The sequence below is a fragment of the Microbacterium sp. NPDC089190 genome (assembly GCF_040701795.1).
Classification (GTDB): Bacteria; Actinomycetota; Actinomycetes; order Actinomycetales; family Microbacteriaceae; genus Microbacterium; species Microbacterium galbum.
Genome location: NZ_JBFBHF010000001.1, coordinates 798,645 through 821,105 on the forward strand (window position 1 = coordinate 798,645; position 22,461 = coordinate 821,105).

A 22,461-nucleotide genomic window follows, 5' to 3' on the forward strand; every position below is an offset into this window, starting at 1 on the left:
GCCCCGTCACCGGGCGGCGACGGGGCATCGGTCGGATCGGACGCGTCCCCCGCGGGTGCGGGCGAGAGTGGGGCGCGTCGACCGGGTCAGCGCTTCAGGAAGTCGATGAGCACGCGGTTGAACTCGTCGGCATGGCTCACGTTGACGCCGTGCGGCGCCCCGGCGACCACGTGCAGCTCACTGCCCGCGATGGCCTCGTGGGTCCGCTTTCCGGAGCCCTCGAACGGCACGGTCGCGTCGCTGTCGCCGTGGATGACGAGAGCGGGCACGGTGACGTGCGGCAGGTCGTCGCGGAAGTCAGTGGTGGCGAACGCCTCCATGGACTTCAGCGCAGCGTGGTGATCGGCCTGGTTCGCGAGGCGCTCTGCCTCGGCCTGCTCCTCGGGCGCCACGGCCAGCTGGCCGTCCACCGAGAAGAAGTCCGTCGTGAACTGGTGGTAGAAGGCCTTCTCGTCGTCCTTGAGCCCCTGCTTCATTCCGTCGGCGGTCTCGTCGTCGAGGGGGCCCTCGGGGTTGTCCTCGGTCTTGGCCAGGTACGGCGGCACCGCGGCGGCGAAGACGACGCTGTGGATGCGATCGGCGCCGTGGCGCGTGAGGTAGCGCGCCACCTCGCCGCCGCCCATCGAGAAGCCCACCAGAGTGGCATCCCGCAGATCGAGCGTCTCGATCACGGCCTGCAGGTCGTCGGCGAACGTGTCGTAGTCGTACCCGGTGCGGGGCTTGTCGCTCCGGCCGAAGCCGCGGCGGTCGTAGGTCACGACCCGGTGGCCGGCCGCCTCGAGGGCCGGGACCTGGTGCGCCCACGACTCGCCCGACAAGGGCCACCCGTGGATCAGCACCACGGGGCGACCGGCGCCGCCGGTGTCGTCCACGTGGAGGTCGATGTCGGTCAGGAGTCCATGGTGTGCGGTGATCTCGCTCATGGCAGACATCGTTCGCCCGTCGTCTGAACGGAAGCCCGCCGTTGACGACCGCGCCGCGTCTTGGTAAGTCCCCGATCGACGCACAGGCGTCGCCGCGACGCAAGCTCTCCGCGGGCCCGTTCGCACCCGGCTAGCCTCGCGCCATGGCCTCGACCCGCTCCTTCGCCGTCGCCCTGCTCGCCGCATCGACCCTCGCTCTCAGCGCATGCTCGCCCGCCGCCGGTGGGGGCGGATCCCTCACCCCCACCGATCAGGATGCCGTCCGCGCGGTGACCACTGCCGAGTCCGATGCCGGGGGCCGCGCGTTCGAACTCGACAGCGATGACGATCAGTGGGAGGTGCACGTCGCGGTCGGCGACCGGGAGGTCGAGGTCCGGGTCGCCACCGACGGAACCCGCGCGGAATCGTCCGACGACTCCGAGCATCTCGACGCCGACGACGACGCCGCCCTCCGGGCCGCCACGACCACCCTCGCGGATGCCATCCGCATCGCCGCGGCACGCGCCTCCGGCGGTGCACGGGTGGAGGAGGCGGCCCTCGAGCAGGAGGACGGTACTCCCGTGTGGAAGGTGGAGATCGCCGGAGGCACGACGGTCCGCGTCTCGGGCGTCGACGGAAGTGTCCGCTGAGGCAGCAGAAGCATGCCGCATGCGCAAGCCCGGCGCCGGCATCCGTGAGGCTCGCCCCGTCTCATTACACTCGGCGCATGCGCCACGCTCTCGACGCCGACGGACATAGTCCGAGCGCCCGGGTGACCCCGGGTACCGGACACATCGCGGGGGGAACGGAGCGGCGATGAACGACCTCGCGCTCAACATCGTCCTGGTCGTCGTCTTCGTGCTCATCGGCGGAGTGTTCGCCGCGACCGAGATGGCCCTCGTCACCCTCCGCGAGAGTCAGGTGAACGCGCTCGCCGCGCGCGGGCGGCGCGGCCAGAAGGTGGCTGACCTCGCTCGAAACCCCAACACGTTCCTCTCCGCCGTCCAGATCGGCGTCACGGTCGCCGGTTTCGCGTCGGCCGCATACGGCGCGTCCTCGATCGCGCCGTCGGTGACCCCGCTCTTCACCGCCTGGGGGCTGGAGGAGCCGGTCGCGGCCACGGTCTCCACGATCGCGCTCACCCTGGTCATCGCCTACCTCTCCCTCGTCCTGGGCGAACTGGTGCCCAAACGACTCGCGATCCAACGCAACGCGGCGTTCGCCTACGCCGTCGCCCCCGTGCTGAACGGCTTCGCGAAGCTCATGCGGCCCGTCATCTGGCTGCTGTCGATCTCCACGAATGTGCTGGTGCGCCTGCTCGGCGGCGATCCCGACAAGACCGGCGAGGAGCTCACCGAGGAGGAGCTGCGCGACATCGTCTCGAGCCACGAGGGCCTCCCCGCTGATGAACGCCGCATCCTCGACGACGTGCTGTCCCTGCGCGATCGACATGTCAGCGAAGTCATGCGCCCCCGTCCGGAGGTCGTCACCCTGGATGCCGGCGGCTCGATCGCCGAAGCCGTGGAGCGCGTGCGGGACCTGCCGTATTCGCGCTATCCCGTCGCCGAGCACACGATCGACGACGTCGTCGGCTTCGTGCACGTGCGTGACCTCTACGAGGACACTGCGCGCCCCCTCGCCGCCGTCATGCGCGACATCCGTTACATCCCCTCGACCGCGCGGGTGCTGCCCACCCTCACCGCGATGCGCGCCGAGGGCAGCCATATCGCGGTCGTCGTCGACGAGTACGGCGGCACCGACGGCATCGTGACCCTCGAGGACCTCGTCGAAGAGGTGGTGGGCGAGATCTTCGACGAATACGACGTCGCCGCCGAGCAGCCCCTGGCCGAGGGCGAGCACGGAACCGTCGAGGGACGCCTCAATCTGCAGGACTTCGAGGAGGCGACCGGAGTGGTCCTGCCACGCGGTGCGTCCGACACCGTGGCCGGGTTCGTGGTCGAGCGACTCGGCCGCCTCGCCCGCGTCGGCGACACCGTGGAGGTCGACGGCGCCACCCTTCAGGTCAGCGCGGTCGACCGTCGCCGCGTGGCGGAGCTGCTCGTCACGCGGCATCCGGTCGACCACGACGAGGACGCCGCGGCCCGCGACTGAGCGCCCGCGGACGGTCCGGGCCCGCTCCGGGCGCACGACCGGTCGCCGGCGGGGCGTCGCCCGCCCGCGGGTGGGGAGGCTCAGGCGAGGTCGCCTCCGAGCGGGGCGACGGAGTCCCCCAGCTCGAAGTGATGCCCGTTGATGGCGAGCAGATCGCGGTCGCCGTCGGGCAGGAAGCCCGACGGCACCGTGAAGCTCGCGTCGCTGCGGCGGATCATGCGCCCATCGTCGCCCGGGAGCGGGGGCGATGGCAGGGCTTGACAGGATGCCGGAGCCGACCTCCGCCGATTGAGTTGTGCACAACTCAATTGTGTGCAACAGTTCTCTCATGCCCGCCGTCGACGCCCTCGTGTGCTTCGCGCTCTACGCCGCCAACCGCACGACGACGCAGGCCTACCGCGTGCTCCTCGAGCCGTGGAACCTCACCTACCCGCAGTACATCGCCCTCGTCACCCTGTGGGCCGACGGCGACCAGACCGTCAAAAGCCTCGGGGAGGCGTTGCAGCTCGACTCGGGCACCCTCTCGCCGATGCTCGCCCGGATGGAAGCGGCGGGCTACATCGAGCGGAGCCGTCGCTCCGACGACGAGCGCGTGGTGTCGGTGTCCTTGACCACGCGCGGTGCCGCGCTTCGCGAGGAGCTGGCTCATGTCCCCCGTTGCATCGCGGCAGGAGCGGGTCTGTCCGACGCCGACACCGCACGTGAGCTCATCGATGCTCTGCACCAGTTGACCGAGGCCATGAAAGACCTGCGCGACCACCCCGACACCGTTCTGTCGGCGGTGGGCGCCCCTCGCCACCCGGCATGATGCCGCCGCTCCCCCTCGTCCCCAGAAAGGAACACCCATGGACGTTCTCTACACCGCAGAAGCCGTCTCGACGGGCCACGGCCGCACCGGCCACGTGACGGCCGGTCCCTACATCGACCTCGAGGTCGCGCCGCCGAAAGAGATGGGCGGATCGGGCGCGGGCACCAACCCCGAGCAGCTCTTCGCCGCGGGTTACGCGGCCTGCTTCCACAGCGCCCTCCACGCCGTCGCACGCGGTCGCAAGATCGCGCTGGAGGACTCGTCGGTCGGCGGCCGTGTTCACATCGGGCCGAACGGCCAGGGCGGCTACCAGCTCGCGGTGCTGCTCGAGGTGGTCCTTCCCGGCATCGAGCACGACCTCGCCCAGGAGCTCGCCGACCAGGCGCACCAGGTGTGCCCCTACTCGAACGCCACGCGCGGCAACATCGAGGTGACCGTCACGGTCTCCGAGGACTGACCTCTCGACTCCCGGGGCGGGGCGCTGAGCCCCACGTATCGCGTCCCGTCCTGGGTCTGCTTCCGGCAGCGTGCGACGCCGCCCGTTCCGTGCGGGCGGCGTCGTCGTATCCGCCGACGCCACCCTCGATTGTCAGGACAGCTGCAGCTCGGCCTCGGTCTTGGGGTAGGAACGGCGCAGCCACTGGCCGAATCCCGGCTGGGCGAGACAGGCCGATTCATCGGCGCACGTGACGACCGGGTCCTCGGCCGCATACACCTGGTAGACCCCGACCTTCGCATCCAGCGGAGCACCGATCACGTTCACCGGCTGACGCTTCGACGGATACCCGATGTAGTACGTCACCGCGTCGGCCGACACCCCCGCGGACGGCGCCACGGCCCGCACGAGCGAGCCGACGCACGAGTGGTCGGGATGATCGCCGCGGGCGAAGGCGCTCTCGTGCGGGATGTTCGTCGTGATGTGGTCGGGCCGCCCCGCGTGGATGAGCTCGGCGACCGTGTCCGAGAGACGAACGGCGTCCAGAGTGGGGCCGTCGTCGATGGGCGCCAGGGCCGGCACGATGCCGTTGATGAGCTGCGTCAGCCCGGCGCCGCCGGTGGCGGGGAAGCCCTTGGCGCTCAGATTGCCGTCCGGCAGTCGCAGCACGGTGATCGACAGACGCGACTCGTCGCTGGGAACGAACCGCGTGACGCGGGCCCCGCTCAGGAGGGTGATCTCGCTCGTCCGCCACGGGGCCTCACTGCCGCGCATCCGGTCGTAAGCCGCGCGGATGCCGGCCTCTCGTTGCTGCGCATACGCGAGGCCGCGTCCGGCGTCGCCCGCGGTGATGAAGATCGTCCGCAGGGTCGCTCCCGAGGCGATGACGTCGCCGAGGTGCGGATTGGCGAAGATGATGTCGTCATCGGCATGCGCCCACACCGCCACCGTGGTGTCGGCGCCCGGCTCCTCGAAGGCGGGCGACGCGTCACGGGGCGCGTCACGGGGCTGGGGCACGATCGGGCTCAGCTTCACCCACGTGCCGTCGGGACCGTCGGAGCGTCGCATCTCCCGGTAGACCAGCGCGCCCCCGCCGATCGCGGCGAGGCCCCCGACGGCGAGGCCGCCGAAGACGAGCGAGCGGCGCGAGATCGACGGCCGGCGGGCCGCGCCCGACCCGTTCCGCGCGTCGCGGCCGACGGCGTCGTCGCCGCCCGAAGGCTCGTCGATGTCACTCACGGCGACTCCGTCCTGTGTTGCGCCCCCCGGCGACGGATTTTCGGGTTCCCCCTCGCCCTCGGGCGTACCTCGACGGTATCGCGATGCACGCCGCTCACCGCACACGAAACCCCGCGGCGGCGCGACGTCGCGGGCAGAGCGGACCGGTCACCGCATCGATCATCCCGCGGGTGACACCGCCCGGCGGAGCGGTCCACCCCACACATGGCCGATGCTCAGCCCGCGCCTAAGAACGCTCACGAGACTCGCCCCATGCAGACGTCCTCACCGCCGCGGTCTCTGTCGCCCGTCGCCCTCCGCATCCGCGCCGTCCTCAACGACTGGGACCCGATCGGAGTCCATCTCATCGGCCGGGGATGGCCCGACGACGAGTACGACGACCTCATCCTGCCGATCCTGAAAGCCCTCGAGGTCGCCCCGAGCGTCGACGAGCTGGCAGACGATCTGCGGGAGGTCGTCGAGGTCGACTACGGGCTCCCCTCCCCCGACGGATGCCACGACGCGGCCCGCTCGCTCCTCGCCCTATCCCGCTGACCGCTAACCCTCGGCGATCCAGGGCGCAAGCCCTGCCGACCGGTCAGGACCGGGTCCTATCGTGCGGTTCATGGTCGATCTCTCCCGCCCTCAGACGCCCGATCCGTACCCGCTCCTTCCCGCCGCCGCGTCGTTCGACGTGGCCAGCGACGACATCGGCGACGGTCAGCCGCTGAAGGACGACCAGGTCGCCGAGAAGGGCAACACCTCCCCCCACCTGCGATGGTCGGGCACCCCGGAGGGCACCAAGTCGTTCGTCGTCACCTGCTTCGATCCCGATGCGCCCACGCCGAGCGGCTTCTGGCACTGGGTGCTCGTCGACATCCCGGCCGACGTGCACGAGCTCGCCACGGGGGCCGCTGCGGAGGACCTGCCCGGCGCGGCCTTCCACGTGCGCAACGACGGCGGCGAGAGCGGGTTCATGGGCGCCGCTCCCCCGCAGGGCGATCAGCCCCACCGGTACTTCTTCGTCGTCCACGCCGTCGGCGAGGAGACGCTCGGCGTCGACGCGGACGCGAGCCCCGCCGTCGTGTCGTTCAACCTTGCCTTCAAGACGCTCGGCCGGGCCATCCTGCACGGCACCTACCAGCACTGAGGCCGGGCGATGACGAAACGCAGTGAGGGCTTCGACAAGGACGAGACGATCGCGGACGTCGAGGAGCGTGTGAAGGTGCGCTTCCCCGACGCCTCGCCGGAGGTCGTGCACGACGAGGCGGTGGCCGCCGTCGACAAGTACGCCGACGCCCCCGTGAAGGATTTCGTCGACATCATCGCGGAGCGCGACGCCCGCGCGGCCGTCGAGGACGCCCTCGGTTCCGAGGCGTGATCAGCCGAGCTGCAGTTCCGCCTCGGTCTTCGGATACGAGCGCTGCAACCACTCACCGAACTTGCGGGTCTTGAGGCAGTTGGCCCGGTCGGCGCAGCGGATCACCTTGTCCTGCTGCGTGTAGATCCGGTAGGTGTCCACCTTGCGGTCCAGCACGGCGCCGTCGAGGTTGCGCGGCAGGTTCTCGGACGGGTAGCCGACGAAGTACCGGATGCCGGGCGCCACCGCCACGTCCGACGAGAGCGCTTCACGGACGAGGGTGCCGACCACCGAGTGATCCGGGTGGTCGCCGGGGGCGAAGGCGCTCCCGCGCGGAATGTGCGTGAGCGTCGCACTCGGCCGCACGGCGTCGCCGAGCTCGCGCAGCGATGCGACGAGTTGGTCGCGGGTGATCGCCGGGCCCCCGTCCACCGGGGCCAGCGAGCCGATCGAGCCGTCGATCAGCTTGCTCAGGGTGGCGAAGCCCGTCGCCGCGAAGCCGCCGTCCGTGATGTTGCCGTCCGGCAGCCGTACGTAGGCGACCGAGATGCGGGGATCGCCGTCCGGGCTGAGACGGCGGATGTGCAGGCCGGTGTCGAGGGTGATGTCGTCGGCGTGCCAGAGCCCCTCCTGCCCGCGCATGGCGTTGTAGGCGCGCAGGATGCCGAGCTCCCGGGCCTGGACGTACTCCATGCCCTTGCCGGCGTCGCCCGCCGTGAGGAAGACCGTCCGGACGCACTGACCCGCGGCGATGGCGTCGGAGATCGTGGGGTTGGCGAAGATGATGTCGTCGTCGGGATGGGCCCAGACGGTGAGGAGCGTGGGCGCCCCGTCGCAGACCTGTGCGGCCGGAGACGTGGGCGGATCCGGCGTCGGGGTCGGTGTCGGTGTCGGGGTCGGCACGGGAGCCGGGGCCGGGGACTCGGGCGCTGACGCCGACGGAGAAAACGACGCCGCGGTCGGCGAGGCGGTGGTGTCGATCGCAACCGGATCCCCGGCGGGCCGCAGAAGTGCGAAGGCGAAGATCGCCGCCACGGCGACGAAGAGCACGGCGGCAATCGCGATCGCGGCGATGAGGCCCGCCGACCCCTCGCGTCGCGCGCCGGTGAGGGGCGGGGGGACGCGGGTCATCGTGTTCCTCCGGACGGCGGGTGTGGCATCCATCCCGCGTCGCGGGGGTGATCTCGCAGGCGGCCGGTGTCGGCCGATCCGCTGCCCGAGTGTAGGGGACGCGTCTCTCACAGGGCCACCCGTGCCCCGTCCTGCGCTGACGTGAACCGCGTGATCTGGCGAACCAACCTCACACGACAGGCGAGTTATGGGGTGAGTACTGGGGTGTTTCAGACTCATGACAACTAAGGCAGGGTGACTCGCCGGGTGACTTTCGCCTGTTATCGTTCACGGGGTAAGCCGACAAGCTCGCCGGTGGGGGGAGGAGCTGCACATCGTGACGTCCGACCTGCAGGTGAGCGCTGTCTCTCCCGACGCGGAACCGCTCGACGCGCGGGTGCCGCGGGAGGCCGCGGCGCCGACTCCGATGTACCGCCGCGATCCGTGGCGACGGCGCTACCGACTCAACCTCGCGCTCACCGACCTGTTCTCCCTGGTCTGGGTCGTCTACGGCACGCAGCTGCTCTGGTTCGGGCTCGGGAACGCCCAGGTCGCCGCCGGTCGCGACAGCCGGATCAGCGATCTGTCGTACTGGCTCTTCTCGGCGATCCTCATCGTCACCTGGATGTGGGCGCTGTCGTTCGTCGACTCCCGCAGCGACCGGGTCATCGGCACGGGATCTCAGGAGTACGTCCGCATCGCCGACGCCAGCTTCCGCCTGTTCGGGACGGTCGCGATCATCGCGTTCCTGACGCAGATCGACGTCGCTCGCGGCTACCTGCTCATCAGCCTGCCCCTCGGCATCCTGGTCCTGATCTTCACGCGTTGGATGTGGCGACAGTGGCTGGTGGCGCAGCGCTCACGCGGTCTCTACTCCGCGAACGTGCTGCTCGTCGGGTCGCTGCCCTCCGTCACGCAGTTGGCGCGCGAGTTCGGTCGCTCGCCGAGCGCGGGCTATCGCGTCGTGGGCGCATGCGTCCCCAACGGCAAGATCGCGGACGTCATCCCCGGCACGGCGATCCCCGTCATGGGGCACGTCGGAGACGTCACCCGCGCCCTGCAGGTGACGGGCGCGGACACGGTCGCGATCACGAGCGCCGACGACCTGCCCGCCGACAAGGTCAAGCAGATCTCGTGGAGCCTCGAGGCCGGCCGTCAGCACCTCGTCCTGGCTCCGAGCATCATCGACATCGCCGGCCCCCGACTGCACACGCGCCCCGTGGCGGGACTCCCCCTCATCCACGTGGAGACGCCGAAGTTCTCCCGCGGGCAGAGCTTCCTCAAGCGCAGCGTCGATCTCCTGGCAGCGTCCGTCGGCGTCGTCCTGCTGAGCCCTCTGCTCATCTTCCTCATCATCGCCGTCCGTCTCTCCAGCGACGGTCCCGTGTTCTTCCGCCAGACCCGCATCGGGTTCCGCGGACGTGAATTCACGATGATCAAGTTCCGCTCGATGGTCGTCAACGCCGAAGACCTGCTCGAACAACTCGCCGCGCAGGAGCGCGACTCGGGCAACGAAGTGCTGTTCAAGATGAAGAACGACCCGCGTGTGACCCCCATCGGGCGCATCATGCGGAAGTTCAGCCTCGACGAGCTGCCCCAGTTGTTCAACGTGATCGGAGGGTCGATGTCGCTCGTCGGCCCCCGCCCGCCGCTGCCCTCCGAGGTGGCCGTCTACGCCGATCACGTGCACCGCCGCTTCCTCGCCAAGCCCGGGATCACCGGCCTCTGGCAGGTCAGCGGGCGCTCCTCGCTCTCGTGGGAGGAATCGGTCCGCCTCGACCTCTCGTACGTCGAGAACTGGACGCTCCTCGGCGACTTCGTCATCCTCGGCAAGACCGCCCGCGCCGCCTTGGCGCCGGGCGAGACGGCCGCGTGAGAATCCTGCGCTCCCTCGCGGGTCCGCGACCCGGCGTGTCCGTGTCGCGTCGATGTGAATCTGAAAGGCTCTGATCGTGCGTTTGTCTGTGGTGGGTTGCGGGTACCTGGGAGCCGTGCACGCGGCCGCGATGGCGTCGATCGGGCACGAGGTGGTCGGCATCGACGTCGACGAGCGCAAGATCGCGTCGCTGTCGAAGGGAGAGGCGCCGTTCTTCGAGCCCGGTCTGCAGGAGATCCTCACCGAGGGCATCGCGTCGGGCCGCCTGTCGTTCACCACCGACATGTCGGCCGCGCAGGGCGCGAAGGTGCACTTCGTCGGCGTCGGGACGCCCCAGCAGGCCGGCGGCCACGCCGCCGACCTCACGTACGTGGATGCCGCCGTCGACGGGCTGCTCCCCTTCCTCAGTGAGGGCGACATCGTCGCCGGCAAGTCCACCGTGCCGGTGGGGACGGCGGCCCGCCTCGCCCCGCGCGTGGCCGAGCGCGGCGCCGTGCTCGTCTGGAACCCGGAGTTCCTGCGCGAGGGCTGGGCCGTCCAGGACACCGTCGACCCCGACCGCCTCGTCGCCGGCGTCCCGTCCGAAGACGGCAAGCCCACCGCCGACGGCGAGCGCACTGCCGAGGTCCTGCGAGAGGTCTACCACCCGTCGATCGCGAAGGGCACCCCCTTCATCGTCACCGACTACGCGACCGCGGAGCTGGTGAAGGTCTCGGCGAACGCGTTCCTCGCGACGAAGATCAGCTTCATCAACGCCATCGCCGAGATCGCCGAGGTCACCGGAGCCGACGTCACCACCCTGGCCGACGCCATCGGTCACGACGCCCGCATCGGCCGCCGCTTCCTCGGCGCCGGCATCGGCTTCGGCGGCGGATGCCTCCCGAAGGACATCCGCGCCTTCTCCGCCCGCGCCGAGGAGCTGGGCCGCGGCGAGTCCGTCGCCTTCCTCCGCGAGATCGACGCGATCAACCTCCGCCGCCGCGACCGCGCCGTCGAACTGACCACCGACGCCCTCGGCGGCAGCGTCTTCGAGAAGAAGGTCGCCGTCCTCGGCGCTGCCTTCAAGCCCCACAGCGACGACATCCGCGACTCCCCCGCGCTCGACGTCGCCGTGCGCCTGCACGGCCTCGGTGCGCGGGTCACGCTCACCGACCCGGCTGCGATCGAGAACGCCCGGCGCATCCACCCCCAGCTCACGTACGAAGCCGACCTCGACGAGACCCTCCGCGACGCCGATGCCGTGATCGTCGTGACCGAATGGGACGAGTACCGTCGCGAGCTGTCCCCCGAGCACGCCGCTTCGCTGGCCCGGGGGCGCGTCGTCGTGGACGGACGCAACTGCCTCGACCCCGTCGCATGGCGTGCCGCGGGCTGGACGTACTTCGGCATGGGTCGCCCCTGACCGCAGATGCCGCACTCACGGACGCCCCGGCCATTGGCCGGGGCGTTCGTCGCACGAGGAGGGGAGCGACGTCAACGGTCGCGACGCAGCGGGCGTTCACGACCTAGACCGGGGGGACCCCTCCGTGCGAAAGGCCCCCGCTCATGTCATCGCCCACCGCGAAGCCTGACTCCCCCACCGATCTGCACCCCCGTTCCTGGAAGTACGTCCTGCGCACGAGCGTCCGCGAGTTCGGCGCCGATCAGTGCACCGACATCGCGGCCAGCCTCGTCTATTACGGCGTCCTCGCCCTCTTTCCCGGGCTGATCGCGGTCTTCTCCCTCCTCGGCGTCGTGGGGCAGAGCGACGCCGCCGCCGACACGGTTCTGGACATCCTGGCCCAGGTGGCACCCGGCGGCACCACGGACCTCCTGTCCCAACCCATCCGCGACCTCGCCGCCTCGCCCGCGGCGGGCTTCGCGCTGGTCTCCGGTCTCGTCCTGGCGATCTGGTCGGCATCCGGCTACGTCCGCGCGTTCAGCCGAGGGATGAACCGCATCTACGAGATCGACGAGGGGCGCCCCTTCCTCGCCCTGCTTCCCGCCCAGCTCCTGCTGACCGTCGTGACGGTGGTGCTGGTGGCGTTCTCCGTGCTGCTCCTGGCCGTGTCGGGGCCCGTCGCCGAGGCCGTCGGATCCGCTCTCGGGCTCGGTGGCGCCGTCGTGACGACGTGGAACATCGTCAAGTGGCCGGTCCTCCTGGCCGTCGTGGTCGTCATCCTCGCCGTGCTCTACTACGGCGCACCGAACGTGAAGCAGCCGCGCTTCCGCTGGATCAGCGTGGGTGCGATCGTCGCGATCGTGGTCCTCGGGGTGGCGACGGTCGGCTTCGGCCTCTACGTGACCAACTTCTCCTCCTACGACCGCACCTACGGCTCGCTCGCCGGCGTGATCGTGTTCCTCCTCTGGCTCTGGATCGCCAACATCGCCATCCTCTTCGGTGCGGAGCTGGATGCCGAGCTCGAACGTGGACGTGAACTGCAGGCCGGGATCCCGGCGGAGCGCCGGGTGCAGCTGCCCCCACGGGGCACGGCGAAGATCGAGAAGGCTCGCGAGAAGAAGGAGAAGGACGTCGCCGAGGGACGCCGCATCCGGCTGACCCGTGGCGAGGATCGCGACTGACCGTCGCGCGAGCGACCTCGCATTTTCCTCCTCGGGCGTGACGAATACGCCCCGCGACGCGTCTGCGTAGTGACGGTCCGGAAGGGATCACCGCCGGACCCCATGCAGAAGGAGGATGCCATGCGCAACAAGATCATCCTGATCGGCGCCGTCGCGCTCGTCGCCTATGTCGTGGGAACCCGCACCCCGCGCGTGCAGGTCAAGAAGCGGGAGTCCGTCGGGCACCAGATCGTGCGGCTGTGGGACGACCCCAAGGCGCGCCGCCGTCGGCACAAGGCGGCGAAGAAGGCCGCCCACGCCGCCCGCAAGCGCGCCCGCCGCACCTTGCACGACCTGCGCTCCTGACCCGACGCCACCGAGAGAGAAGGGAACACCCCACCATGGGCCGCACCGCCTCGAGTCGGACGCTGATCCGCTCGCGCCGCAGCACCGCTGCCGCGCTGACCGGCGCGGGAGTCGTCGCCGTCATCGCGCTGCTCGGCTTCTTCCCCCTCGTGGGGTTCCTCGCGGGCGCGACGGCGAGCACCGCCGGACTGGTGCCGTTTCCCGCGGTGAGCGTCTGGCTGGTCACGCTCGTCGGGCTCCTCGTGACGATCGCGCTGCTCGCGGCCTCCGCGACCCGCCGCCGGGCACCCGCGGCGTGGGCGTTCTCCGCGACGGCGGTGGTCGTGGCCGTCGTCGTGACGGCGTTCCCGCTCATCGCCGTGATCGTGGGCTCCGTCGAGCGCGCGGGCGACCTGGGCAGCGTCGTCGAACAGCTCGTGCAACGGTTCGGCGGGCAGGGCTGACGCACGCCTGTGGATGACGCCCCCACACCGCGGCATGCGCATGCAAGAATGCTGCCGCGAGGAGGACCCATGAACCCATCACTTTCCGATGTGCGGCGAGACGGTGACCACCACGGCGACGACGACCTCCTGGACGGCTTCCCCCCGAAGTGCCCGGCCTGCGCGAGCACGATGGAGCCGCACTCCTCGGGCGACGAGCGCGCGTGGTGGCGATGCGGCGAGTGCGCGCTCCCCCTGATCGTCTGACCGGGCGGCTACGCTGAGCCCGTGGGGGCCACCATCCTGATCTCGATCTCCGCCGTCGTCTCGGCGGTGCTGGTCGGCTTCGTCGCTCGGCGCATCCTCGGGACCGCCGTCGGATGGCCGCGCAGCATCGTGGTCGGCCTGCTCGTCTTCTTCCTCGGTGTGCCCTCGGCCCAGTGGACGCTCCGTCAGACCGGTCTCACCGACACGGCCGCCCCCGTTCCGGCGAACGATGTCTGGCTGTGGATCGGGCTCATCGCCCTGTCACTCGCGTGGGTGTTCGCCCTCGGTGTCGCCGCGCTCGTCGCGAGCGAGGCGATCTTCCCGACGCGCCCTCTCCCCAATCCCATCGACCTCGTGCGCGCCGCCTTGCGTCAGCGCAAGCGCACCCGTCGCTACCTCGAGATCCTGACGATCGCCTCCCGGCACGGCGTGGGATGGCTGTTCCACGGCGGTCGCTCGCGCGTCGAGGAGCAGCTCAGCACCTCGGAAGAGCGCGCGAACGCCATCGTCGCGACCATCAACGACGCGGGAGTGAGCTTCGTCAAGCTGGGCCAGGTCCTCTCCACCCGCCGCGATCTCATCCCCGAGCCGTACCTCTCCGCCCTGTCGTCCCTCCAGACGAACGCCACCACGCTCGCCTGGGACACCGTCCGCGGGGTCATCGAGGCCGACCTGGGCGCGGCCATCGACGAGGTCTACGCGCAGGTCGATCCGGTGCCCCTCGCCGCGGCCTCAGTGGCGCAGGTCCACCGCGCCGTCCTGCGCGACGGCACCCCTGTCGTCGTGAAGGTGCAACGCCCCGCCGCCCGCGCCCAGGTCGAAGCGGATGCCGACATCATCGGCCGTCTCGCGCACCGGGCCGAGATGCGCACCCGCGTCGGCCGCGATCTGCGGATCGAGTCCGTCGCGCGGGGGTTCACGAGCACACTGGTGGAAGAACTCGACTACCGGATCGAGGCCCGGAACACCCGGATGATCCTCTCCACCCTCGACCTCATCGACCGCGCGGAGCCCTCCCGCCGCGGCGTCGTGACGGCTCCCCGGGTCTTCGAGGCGGCTTCGGGACAACGCGTGCTCACGATGGACCTCGTCGACGGCGCGGCGCTGAGCGACAGCGTCGATCGCCTCGCGTCCTTCTCCGCCGAGGATCGTGATCGTCTCGCTCAGACGCTGATGTCGACGGTCATCGAACAGATCCTGGTGTACGGCGTCTTCCACGCCGACCTGCACCCCGGCAACGTCCTCCTCAAAGACGACGGGACTCTCGGGCTCATCGACTTCGGCGCCGTCGGGATCATCGAACGCAGCCGCCGGCAGCACATGACCGCTTTCCTCCTCGCCGCATTGAGCGAGAACGACGTCGCCGCCACCGACGCGCTCCTGCTGATCGTCGATCCCCCGGACGGCCTGGACATGGACGCGTTCCGTCACGACGTCGGCGTCGTCCTCACGACCGAGCACCTCCGCACCGACGGCCAGGGGTCGATCTTCACCCGCATGGTCGACGTGATCCGTCAGCACCGCATCGCCCTCCCCGGCGAGCTCGCCTCGGCCTTCCGCAGCTTCGCCACCCTCGAGGGGTGTCTGCGCGTCCTGGTCGACGACTTCGACATGGTCGGTCGTGCTCTCCCCCTCATGCCGACGCTGCTGCGTCGGACCCTCTCGCTCAAGCGCATGGCCACCGATCTGCAAGCGCAAGCCGTCATCTCGCTGGCGCGCCTGGAACGGATGCCGCAGCGTCTCGACGCCCTGCTGTCGGGTGTCGAGAAGGGGTCGATCGGCGTCACCCTCCGCAGCGACGACGGGAACGACGTCAGCGGGATCCTCGGACGAGTGACGGCCGAGGTCGCGTCGACGCTCGTGTCGATCGCCGCCGTCGTGATCGCGGTCGTCCTCGTCATCGCGGGAGGCGGTCCGGTGCTCGGCGGGTCGGTGACCCTGTTCGCCGTCCTCGGCGCGGTGATCGGTCTGTTCGGGTTCCTGGGCCTCCTTCGCATCGTGCGGAGGACGTTCACCCGACCGCGGTGAGGCGTCGGCGCGTCGTGCGCGATGCCGCCCGCGCCGCGGCAGTACGGTGAGCGCACCACCGACCGGTGGACGGGCTCCGAAGGAGAAGTCCCATGATCGCTCTCGCCGTCGTCGTCATCGCCGCAGCCACCTGGGCGATCACTGCTCTCGCCACGGGGATCGGACTCGGACGGGTCATCGCCCGTGCGGATTCGGAGAGGGCGAAGGGCTCACTGTCCGCAACGCCGCGTCTGTCGGAAACGGTGCCGTCGTGAGCGGGGAACCGGCCCCCTGACGCCCGCCCGCGCCTGAGCGTGGAGCCGTGCGGCCGGATGCCGGGCGTTCCCCCACCCTGCACGCGAGGGATGGGCTACGCGCGGGCGCGCGGGAGCCGATCGTCATCCGCGGAGGGCGCATCGTCGCCCACTCGGCGCCCCTCCCCGCTCGTCTCCTTCTTCTGCGCGGTCTCGCTCGCGGGCGCTGACCGAGCGGCATCCCCACTTTCGCCGGATCCCCACTGGGCTTCACCCGTGGCCCCACCCGGATGCTCGCCCGACTCTGCGGGCGATATCACTGACTCGGTCGCCCCCGACGCGATGTCCTTGAGGATGCGACGGGGATGCAACGGCCGGGGGTCGTATTCCCGCCAGTCCGGTGCGAGCTCGTCGAGCTCGTCGACGACCTGCGCACGACCCTGCTGATACAGCGCGTGGAGGCGGCCGATGTGGCGCGGAAGCGCCCGCCGGAGCTCGCGCAACCGCTCGGGTCCCATGATCACACCGACCAGGACGGCGACGACGATCATCTTGTCTATTCCGAGGTCGAACACGTCAGCTCCGTTCGCTCGATCCGGCGACCCGCAGGGCGTTCTCCCGCGCGTGGCGATACTCCCGCCGGCTGAGGGGTCGCGCCACGGATGGCCCTGTGTCGGACGGTGTCGGTAGGGCCGTCAGGGCCGCGAGGATCGACGAGACCGCCTGCGTCGCCTGCCGCTCGAAGGCGAGCCACGCAGCGTCGGCACCCCCCACGGGGTCGAGCATGTCGTCCTCCTCGGGATCCCGCGGAGGACGACTGAGCCGTGAGCGCGACGCCGCCTGAACCAGCGCCGCCCAGCTCGGAGCTCGACCGGGGACCGTCTCCACCAGACGCGAGAACTCGCGGATGGTGAACACCGACGAGATGAGATCGGGACGCAGGTCGAGGACGACGCGACGGTGCGCGCGCTCCGCACACAGAACGGTGTCCCCCGTGCGGAGGAATCCCTCGTCCAGCCGCCGTGCGCGATGCCCCTCCAGGCTCAGCCCGTACGTGCGCCCGAGAGTGACGACCTTCTCGTCGGCCGGGGTGGACGGCCGGGCGAGCGTTCCGGCGCTCTGGAACGTCAGGTGCGCCTTGTGCCCCTCGGGCGACCGCGAAGACAGCAGAGCTGCGACGAAGGCCGAACGGATCACGTTCGCCGTGCAGACGATCACGACGCGGTCAGCACTCACGGTCACCTGTCTCCTCGTGGCACGGTCGCCCCCTGCGAAGGACGGCGCGGGGGTGAACCCAGTAAAGCCGTGCTGCGGGATGCCGCCTCGCCGTCCCTCCCTCTCGACTGCGACGGTGAAGCTGGTGAAGTCATGCCGGGGTCCGGGCGAATGTCGAACGCCTCAGGAGGAGTGGAAGACCGTGGACCCGAGCATGAAAGGACGGTCCTCCTCGAAAGGTCACCTCATGGGCATCTTCGGCAACGCATTCTCCGGCTGGCATCTCCTCCTGATCCTCGCCGTCGTCCTGCTGCTGTTCGGGGCGTCGAAGCTGCCGGGTCTGGCGAAGAGCGTCGGCGAGTCCGTTCGCATTCTCCGATCGGAGAGCGCGGCGCCCGACGAGGCCGCCGATGATGCCGCAACAGCCGCTTCGCCTGCCGTGGCCGATCGCGCCGCCGACAGCGGACGCACATCGCCGTCGGCGTGAGCCGCGACGCGCGCGAGCGCCGTCGGAGCGAACGGATCCGGTCGGATGGGAGAGGAGGGGCGATGCCCCTCCTCTCCCATCTTTCGGAGCTCCGACGCCGACTCATGATCGCGGCCGGCGCCATCCTGATCGGGGGCGTGGCCGGGTTCCTCCTCTCGGACATCGTGATCGGTGCGGCCGCCGAGCCGCTGTCGCACGTGCACGGTCCCTCGGTCGCCACTCTGAACTTCACCCGACTCGGCGAAGCCTTCGACCTCCGTTTCAAGATCGCCCTGACGCTGGGCATCGTCTTCGCCGCCCCGGTCTGGATCTGGCAGGTGTGGGCGTTCCTCGTACCCGGACTCACGTCGCGCGAGCGGCGGATCGGCGTCGGCTTCGTCTGCGCCGCCGTCCCCCTCTTCCTCGGAGGGGTCGTCTTCGGATGGACGATCGTCCCCCAGGTCGTGAACGTGCTCGCCGGATTCGCTCCGGCAGCGTCGACCACCATGCTGACCGCGGGTCAGTACTTCGACTTCCTTCTCAAGCTGGTCGTGGGCATCGGGATCTCCTTCGTCTCGCCGCTGGCCCTTGTGGCCCTGAACGCCGCGGGGGTGCTGAGCGCCCGGGCGATCATCCGAGGATGGCGGGTCGCCTTGGTGGCGATCATCGTCTTCTCGGCCGTGGTGACCCCCGCCTCGGACGTCATGAGCATGGTGCTCGTGGCTCTGCCCCTGTGCGCGCTCTACGTCGGCGCCGCGGTGTGGACGTGGATCCACGATCGACGGAAGGCCCGCCGCGTGCTCTCAGGCGCCTGACGGACGTCCGTCGACGAAGTCCCGGAGATGACCGTCGGCACGGACGGCGTCTACGAGTGCCCTCGTCGCCTCCCTGGACAGGGCGATCGACACCCCGCGGGGCGCCTCGACGACGAGCCATGTCTCGGCGTCGGCGGATCGGCGGATGAGGCCGATCTCCCATTCCTCGAGGTGACCGAGACCGCGACCCGTCGCGGCTCGCGTGCGGAGAGTGACCGCGACGCCGCCGCTGCGGTGGTCTTCGTCGTCGGGATGAACGGTACGACCGTGCTCCGTCGCGCACCAGTCGAAAGCACAGGGACGGGGGTCGGAGTCGAAAGCGTCTTGTCGGTTCATGGCGCACACCTCTCTCAGAGGACCGCCCGGGAGGGCGGACCGAACGGGGGTGGGCACGACACCAGTCTGCCGCGAACCTCCGACACTGCCGTCAGCGCCCGGGCGCGAGGCCTTCCGGCGGCGTCGGGACGAGGTCGCGGAGAGGAACGTCGAGGACCTCCGACAGCAGCACCAGGGTGCGCAGCCGGGGATTCGCCGCCGTTCCCGGGTTGGACTCGCCCTTCTCGAGCTTCCGGTAGGTGAAGGTCGCGAGTCCGGCCGCGTGCGCCACCTGCTCCTGCGACAGGTGCTTCCCGGCCCGCGCGCGGAGAAGGCGCACTCCGAGCTCTCGCGCGAACTCGGTCCAGGGGTCGGGCGCTTCGCTCATGCTTCCAGCTTGATCGGCGACCAACTCTCACATGAACATGTGAACATGCTGCCCTGGTGCGGATTGCAACTCCGTCAGCGCCAGGAGGACATGGTGAGCGGGAGGGCCCTTGGGGTGATGAGGGGAGCGATCCGCGTGCGGGTCGGGGCGATCCACCGGTCGCACCCCACCTCCTCGTACCGCGTCCGCCCGCACCCGGAGACGTGGCTGCGCGCCTCACCCGCGCACTGCTCCTCTGCGGCCGACCATCGCGCGCGCGCACGGGTGGGACATTTCCCGCGCCCACCGTCGTATCCACACCCGGGCGGCGGTTTCCTCACGACCTCGGGGCGCGGTCCGCGGAGCACAGATGAACCCTTCCGTCTCAATTGTCGACTCACCCCCCACCTCAGATGACGTCACCCCTCTGACGGCCGAGCGACGCATTCCCTGGCAACGCCGGTACGCGCGACTCGTCCTCGCGATCGACACCATCGTGGTCGCGGTCGCCGTCTTCGGGTCGCAGCTCTTCTGGTTGGGCCCGCACTCGGTGGACGTCGCGTCCTCTCCGCTGGACTACACCACTCTCTCGCTCGTCCTCTCCGTCGCGTGGCTCGCGGCCCTGACCGTCTGGGGGACGCGCCATCCCCGGGTGATCGGCTACGGGGTGACCGAGTACCGCGTGACGCTCGCGGCATCGTTCCAGTTGTTCGGCGCACTGGCGATCGTCGCCTACCTGGCAGGGGCCGACGTCTCCCGCGGGTACTTCCTCCTGAGCCTCCCCATCGGGACGACCGCCCTGCTGACCGGGCGGGCCCTGTGCCGCCTGTGGCTGCGGAACCGCCGCCGTCACGGCGTGATGAACGCCCGCGTGATCCTGGTGGGCGCCGCAGACGAGAACGCCCGCGTCGCAGCGGAACTCGCTCGACAGCCCGCCGCCGGACTGCAGGTCGTCGGCATCCACGAGCTCGCGGGCGATGCAGCCGCCGCGTGGGACGACGCGCAGGCGGCGTCTCTGCGGCGGCTCCTGACCGACCTGCGGGCCGACAGCGTGCTGATCTCGGGGGGCGCCCAGCTCGAGGCGCGCGACATCCGACGGATCGGGTGGAGCCTCGACCCGCGCCAGCAGCATCTCATCGTGGCCGTCAACCTCACCGACGTCGCAGGACCCCGCCTTCACACGCGCCCCGTCGCCGGGCTCCCCCTCGTGCACATCGAGACGCCGCAGTTCTCGGCGACACAGCGCCTCCTCAAGCGCGCCTTCGACATCGTCGGCGCCGCGACGCTCCTGCTCGCACTGTCGCCCGTGTTCCTCGTGCTCGCGCTCCTCGTCCGTGCATCCGGCCCCGGTCCGGTCTTCTACCGTCAGGAGCGCGTCGGTCAGGGCGGGACGCACTTCGGCATGATGAAGTTCCGGTCGATGATCGACGGCGCCGATGCCACGCTGCAGGCCCTCCTGGCCGAGCAGGGGCGGGAGGGGACCCCGTTGTTCAAGGTGGTCGACGATCCCCGCATCACGCCGATCGGTCGCTGGCTCCGCAAATACTCCCTCGACGAGTTGCCCCAGCTGCTGAACGTGCTCGCAGGCCAGATGAGCTTGGTGGGCCCCCGCCCGCAGCGCGACGCCGAGGTGGAGTTCTACGACGACGACGCCCACCGCCGCCTCATGGTGCGCCCCGGCATGAGCGGCCTCTGGCAGGTCAGCGGTCGGTCCGCGCTCGCCTGGGACGATGCGATCCGGCTCGACCTCTTCTACGTCGAGAACTGGTCGCTGGTGGGAGACCTCACCATCCTCGCGCGGACGTTCAAGGCGGTCCTGGTTCCAGGCGACACCGCTCACTGACCTCGACCGACGAGAAGAGGCGCCGACCATCTGGCCGGCGCCTCTTCTCGTCTTCGGTGCGCGTGCTCAGTTCGTCCGGCGGCGTCGACGCCCCGTCGCGGACGAGACGGGAGTCACGGGGGTCTCGTTTTCACTCGACGAGTCACCCTCGACCAAGACGGAGGTCCTGCGCTGCGAGAGGGTTCGCAGCCCGCTGACGTTCTCCGGGGGCAACTCCGATGTCCGCCGACGAGGGCCGGTGGTCTCGTCTCCGTCCACGACCTCCGCGACCCGGCCTCTCCGACCGAATCGCCACCAGGACGCCTTCACCGCGCCGCGCGGCGCCCCGTATCCGTAGTACCCGCCGTACCGGCCCCCGTAGTACGACGAGTCGACGCCACGGAGGGGAGCCCGGTTCAAGACGACCCCGAGGAGATGTCCTCGCGTCTTGCCGATGTTCTCGGCGGCCCGGGAGAGCATGTCGTCGGTCGTCCGTCCCGCGGTCACCACGAGGACTGCACCGTCGGCCCAGCTCGCGATGACGGCGGCGTCGGCCACCGCGAGCGTGGGCGGGGAGTCGACGATGACCACGAGGTCCTCGGCGAGCTTGCTCGCCAGCGCCTGCATCCGCTGCGATCCGACCATTTCGCTCGGATTGGGCGGGGTGCGCCCGGCAGCGACGACGAAGAGTCGACCGTTCTCGTCCACCTGGTGGGCGACCTGCTCGATCTGGGCGCGCCCGGCGAGCACGTCGGACAGCCCCACGTCGTCGGAGAAGCCGAACATCCCACCCAGGACCGGGCGACGCAGGTCGGCGTCGACGAGGATGACGGCCTGCCCGGTCGCGGCGATGCTCACGGCCAGATTCGCCGCCGTCGTCGACTTGCCGTCACCGGGGAGCGGGCTCGTGATCACCATCACGCGCGCGGGCCTGTCGACGTCGACGTACTGCAGGTTGGTGCGCAGCTCGCGCATCGCCTCTTTGTGCGCGAACGACCCTCGGCCGTCGCGGATGTCGTCGAAGGAGAAGACCGCGCGCCCCGACGCCAGCTCCTTGTCGACGGGCAGGATGCCGACCACGGATGCCGCGATGGTGTCGGTGATGTCCGAGGCTGTGCGTACGCGGCGGTCGAAGGCCCGGCGCACGAGGGCGAACACGACTCCCGCGAGCGCCCCGACGAGGGCGCCGATCCCGATGTCGAGCTTCACGTTCGGAGAGGAGGGCGAGGTCGGCAACCGCGCGGAGTCGCCCGCGATCAACCGCACGGCGCTCTCGCCGCCCTTCCCCGTCTGCAGCTGGTCGACCTGCGTCGTCATCCCCCGGATCCAGGCCTCGGCGAGGTCGCGGGCCGACTCCGGCGTCGGGCCGGTGGCATCGACGCGCACGTTCACCGTGTCGACGGGGTTGGAGACGCGAACGCGTTGCACCAACGCCTCCGGACTGTCGGTCAACCCGAGCTCGGATTTCGCCGTCTCCGCGACGCTGCGCCAATACCCCATGTCGATGAACGATTTCACTTTCGACAGCGCCAGCTGATCGCCGGCGAGCGCGGCACCCGTCGATCCGTCGGAGGCGACGGCGGCGACGTAGCCGCTGGCGTCCGCGGTATACACCCGGGGTTGCACGGCGCTCCACGCCAGTCCCACCAGGCCGCCTGCGATCGTCAGGGCGACGATCGCCTTCCAGTACGCGCGCAGGATGCGCACCACTCGCTGCATGTCCACTCGTGTCCGCCTTTCCGCGCCCGCCGGACAGACCCGTCGGACCGCCCGCAGCATAGG

General features: G+C 70.3%; 27 protein-coding genes. 18 read left to right on the forward strand and 9 right to left on the reverse strand.

Annotated elements, in window-relative coordinates:
- Window positions 1–86: 86 nt before the first annotated feature.
- Window positions 87–923, reverse strand: a complete 837-nt coding sequence (locus tag AB0230_RS03920) for an alpha/beta hydrolase (RefSeq protein ID WP_363386901.1) — start codon at window positions 921–923, stop codon at window positions 87–89.
- Between the two features lie 143 nt (window positions 924–1,066).
- On the opposite strand from AB0230_RS03920, the gene AB0230_RS03925 reads away from it, so the two are divergent.
- Together AB0230_RS03925 and AB0230_RS03930 are read left to right on the forward strand one after the other, a co-directional pair.
- Complete coding sequence (locus AB0230_RS03925; protein ID WP_366374081.1) at window positions 1,067–1,552, forward strand: PepSY domain-containing protein; 486 nt, start codon at window positions 1,067–1,069, stop codon at window positions 1,550–1,552.
- A gap of 166 nt (window positions 1,553–1,718) precedes the next feature.
- On the forward strand, window positions 1,719–3,014 hold the full coding sequence (locus AB0230_RS03930; protein WP_315993546.1) for a hemolysin family protein: 1,296 nt from the start codon (window positions 1,719–1,721) through the stop codon (window positions 3,012–3,014).
- 80 nt (window positions 3,015–3,094) lie between these two features.
- On the opposite strand, the gene AB0230_RS03935 is transcribed toward AB0230_RS03930, so the two are convergent.
- Complete coding sequence (locus AB0230_RS03935; protein ID WP_315993547.1) at window positions 3,095–3,232, reverse strand: hypothetical protein; 138 nt, start codon at window positions 3,230–3,232, stop codon at window positions 3,095–3,097.
- A 110-nt stretch (window positions 3,233–3,342) separates the two neighbouring features.
- On the opposite strand from AB0230_RS03935, the gene AB0230_RS03940 reads away from it, so the two are divergent.
- Window positions 3,343–3,822 carry a MarR family winged helix-turn-helix transcriptional regulator gene (locus tag AB0230_RS03940; protein WP_315993548.1) on the forward strand — a complete coding sequence of 160 codons (480 nt, stop codon included), beginning with the start codon at window positions 3,343–3,345 and terminating at the stop codon, window positions 3,820–3,822.
- A 37-nt stretch (window positions 3,823–3,859) separates the two neighbouring features.
- Window positions 3,860–4,279, forward strand: coding sequence for an organic hydroperoxide resistance protein (locus AB0230_RS03945; protein ID WP_315993549.1), 420 nt, complete (start codon window positions 3,860–3,862; stop codon window positions 4,277–4,279).
- A gap of 132 nt (window positions 4,280–4,411) precedes the next feature.
- On the opposite strand, the gene AB0230_RS03950 is transcribed toward AB0230_RS03945, so the two are convergent.
- Window positions 4,412–5,497 carry a PIG-L family deacetylase gene (locus AB0230_RS03950; RefSeq protein ID WP_363386912.1) on the reverse strand — a complete coding sequence of 362 codons (1,086 nt, stop codon included), beginning with the start codon at window positions 5,495–5,497 and terminating at the stop codon, window positions 4,412–4,414.
- Window positions 5,498–5,749: 252 nt separating this feature from the next.
- Between AB0230_RS03950 and AB0230_RS03955 the strand changes: the two genes are divergently transcribed.
- From AB0230_RS03955 to AB0230_RS03965, 3 genes are all read left to right on the forward strand, one after another.
- Window positions 5,750–6,031, forward strand: coding sequence for a hypothetical protein (locus AB0230_RS03955; protein WP_315993551.1), 282 nt, complete (start codon window positions 5,750–5,752; stop codon window positions 6,029–6,031).
- A gap of 70 nt (window positions 6,032–6,101) precedes the next feature.
- On the forward strand, window positions 6,102–6,626 hold the full coding sequence (locus AB0230_RS03960; protein ID WP_366374085.1) for a YbhB/YbcL family Raf kinase inhibitor-like protein: 525 nt from the start codon (window positions 6,102–6,104) through the stop codon (window positions 6,624–6,626).
- 9 nt (window positions 6,627–6,635) lie between these two features.
- Window positions 6,636–6,857 (forward strand): three-helix bundle dimerization domain-containing protein, encoded by a 222-nt coding sequence (locus AB0230_RS03965; protein WP_363386920.1) that lies wholly within the window; start codon window positions 6,636–6,638, stop codon window positions 6,855–6,857.
- Here the strand turns inward: AB0230_RS03965 and AB0230_RS03970 are convergent, their stop codons facing one another.
- Entirely contained in the window at window positions 6,858–7,967 is a 1,110-nt protein-coding gene (locus AB0230_RS03970) for a PIG-L family deacetylase (RefSeq protein ID WP_366374087.1), read from the reverse strand.
- A 376-nt stretch (window positions 7,968–8,343) separates the two neighbouring features.
- Here AB0230_RS03970 and AB0230_RS03975 point away from each other — a divergent pair, with 376 nt between their 5' ends.
- From AB0230_RS03975 to AB0230_RS04010, 8 genes are all read left to right on the forward strand, one after another.
- On the forward strand, window positions 8,344–9,822 hold the full coding sequence (locus AB0230_RS03975) for a sugar transferase (RefSeq protein WP_315994588.1): 1,479 nt from the start codon (window positions 8,344–8,346) through the stop codon (window positions 9,820–9,822).
- Between the two features lie 76 nt (window positions 9,823–9,898).
- Window positions 9,899–11,224 (forward strand): UDP-glucose/GDP-mannose dehydrogenase family protein, encoded by a 1,326-nt coding sequence (locus AB0230_RS03980; protein WP_315993555.1) that lies wholly within the window; start codon window positions 9,899–9,901, stop codon window positions 11,222–11,224.
- Window positions 11,225–11,367: 143 nt separating this feature from the next.
- Window positions 11,368–12,384: a YihY/virulence factor BrkB family protein gene (locus tag AB0230_RS03985; protein WP_366374089.1), complete on the forward strand. Its 1,017-nt coding sequence runs from the start codon at window positions 11,368–11,370 to the stop codon at window positions 12,382–12,384.
- 120 nt (window positions 12,385–12,504) lie between these two features.
- Complete coding sequence (locus AB0230_RS03990) at window positions 12,505–12,729, forward strand: hypothetical protein (protein WP_315993556.1); 225 nt, start codon at window positions 12,505–12,507, stop codon at window positions 12,727–12,729.
- Window positions 12,730–12,764: 35 nt separating this feature from the next.
- A complete protein-coding gene (locus AB0230_RS03995) occupies window positions 12,765–13,172 on the forward strand; it encodes an MFS transporter permease (protein ID WP_366374091.1) in 408 nt (135 codons plus the stop codon).
- A gap of 69 nt (window positions 13,173–13,241) precedes the next feature.
- A complete protein-coding gene (locus tag AB0230_RS04000) occupies window positions 13,242–13,418 on the forward strand; it encodes a hypothetical protein (RefSeq protein WP_363577995.1) in 177 nt (58 codons plus the stop codon).
- Between the two features lie 21 nt (window positions 13,419–13,439).
- Window positions 13,440–15,446 (forward strand): AarF/UbiB family protein, encoded by a 2,007-nt coding sequence (locus AB0230_RS04005; RefSeq protein WP_363386939.1) that lies wholly within the window; start codon window positions 13,440–13,442, stop codon window positions 15,444–15,446.
- Between the two features lie 92 nt (window positions 15,447–15,538).
- Window positions 15,539–15,700 (forward strand): hypothetical protein, encoded by a 162-nt coding sequence (locus AB0230_RS04010; RefSeq protein WP_315993560.1) that lies wholly within the window; start codon window positions 15,539–15,541, stop codon window positions 15,698–15,700.
- A gap of 95 nt (window positions 15,701–15,795) precedes the next feature.
- Here the strand turns inward: AB0230_RS04010 and AB0230_RS04015 are convergent, their stop codons facing one another.
- Window positions 15,796–16,254 (reverse strand): twin-arginine translocase TatA/TatE family subunit, encoded by a 459-nt coding sequence (locus tag AB0230_RS04015; protein WP_366374094.1) that lies wholly within the window; start codon window positions 16,252–16,254, stop codon window positions 15,796–15,798.
- A gap of 1 nt (window position 16,255) precedes the next feature.
- On the reverse strand, window positions 16,256–16,921 hold the full coding sequence (locus AB0230_RS04020; protein WP_366374096.1) for a hypothetical protein: 666 nt from the start codon (window positions 16,919–16,921) through the stop codon (window positions 16,256–16,258).
- Between the two features lie 220 nt (window positions 16,922–17,141).
- Here AB0230_RS04020 and AB0230_RS04025 point away from each other — a divergent pair, with 220 nt between their 5' ends.
- Window positions 17,142–17,381 carry a twin-arginine translocase TatA/TatE family subunit gene (locus AB0230_RS04025; protein WP_315993563.1) on the forward strand — a complete coding sequence of 80 codons (240 nt, stop codon included), beginning with the start codon at window positions 17,142–17,144 and terminating at the stop codon, window positions 17,379–17,381.
- 62 nt (window positions 17,382–17,443) lie between these two features.
- Window positions 17,444–18,175 (forward strand): twin-arginine translocase subunit TatC, encoded by a 732-nt coding sequence (gene tatC / locus AB0230_RS04030; RefSeq protein ID WP_366374098.1) that lies wholly within the window; start codon window positions 17,444–17,446, stop codon window positions 18,173–18,175.
- Here the strand turns inward: tatC and AB0230_RS04035 are convergent.
- On the reverse strand, window positions 18,164–18,511 hold the full coding sequence (locus tag AB0230_RS04035) for a hypothetical protein (protein WP_366374100.1): 348 nt from the start codon (window positions 18,509–18,511) through the stop codon (window positions 18,164–18,166). The two genes, tatC and AB0230_RS04035, sit on opposite strands and share 12 nt — an antisense overlap.
- Window positions 18,512–18,602: 91 nt before the next feature.
- Complete coding sequence (locus AB0230_RS04040; RefSeq protein ID WP_315993566.1) at window positions 18,603–18,878, reverse strand: helix-turn-helix transcriptional regulator; 276 nt, start codon at window positions 18,876–18,878, stop codon at window positions 18,603–18,605.
- Between the two features lie 349 nt (window positions 18,879–19,227).
- Here AB0230_RS04040 and AB0230_RS04045 point away from each other — a divergent pair, with 349 nt between their 5' ends.
- Window positions 19,228–20,700 (forward strand): sugar transferase, encoded by a 1,473-nt coding sequence (locus tag AB0230_RS04045; protein ID WP_366374102.1) that lies wholly within the window; start codon window positions 19,228–19,230, stop codon window positions 20,698–20,700.
- A gap of 66 nt (window positions 20,701–20,766) precedes the next feature.
- Here the strand turns inward: AB0230_RS04045 and AB0230_RS04050 are convergent, their stop codons facing one another.
- Window positions 20,767–22,398, reverse strand: a complete 1,632-nt coding sequence (locus tag AB0230_RS04050; RefSeq protein ID WP_366374104.1) for a polysaccharide biosynthesis tyrosine autokinase — start codon at window positions 22,396–22,398, stop codon at window positions 20,767–20,769.
- Window positions 22,399–22,461 lie beyond the last annotated feature (63 nt).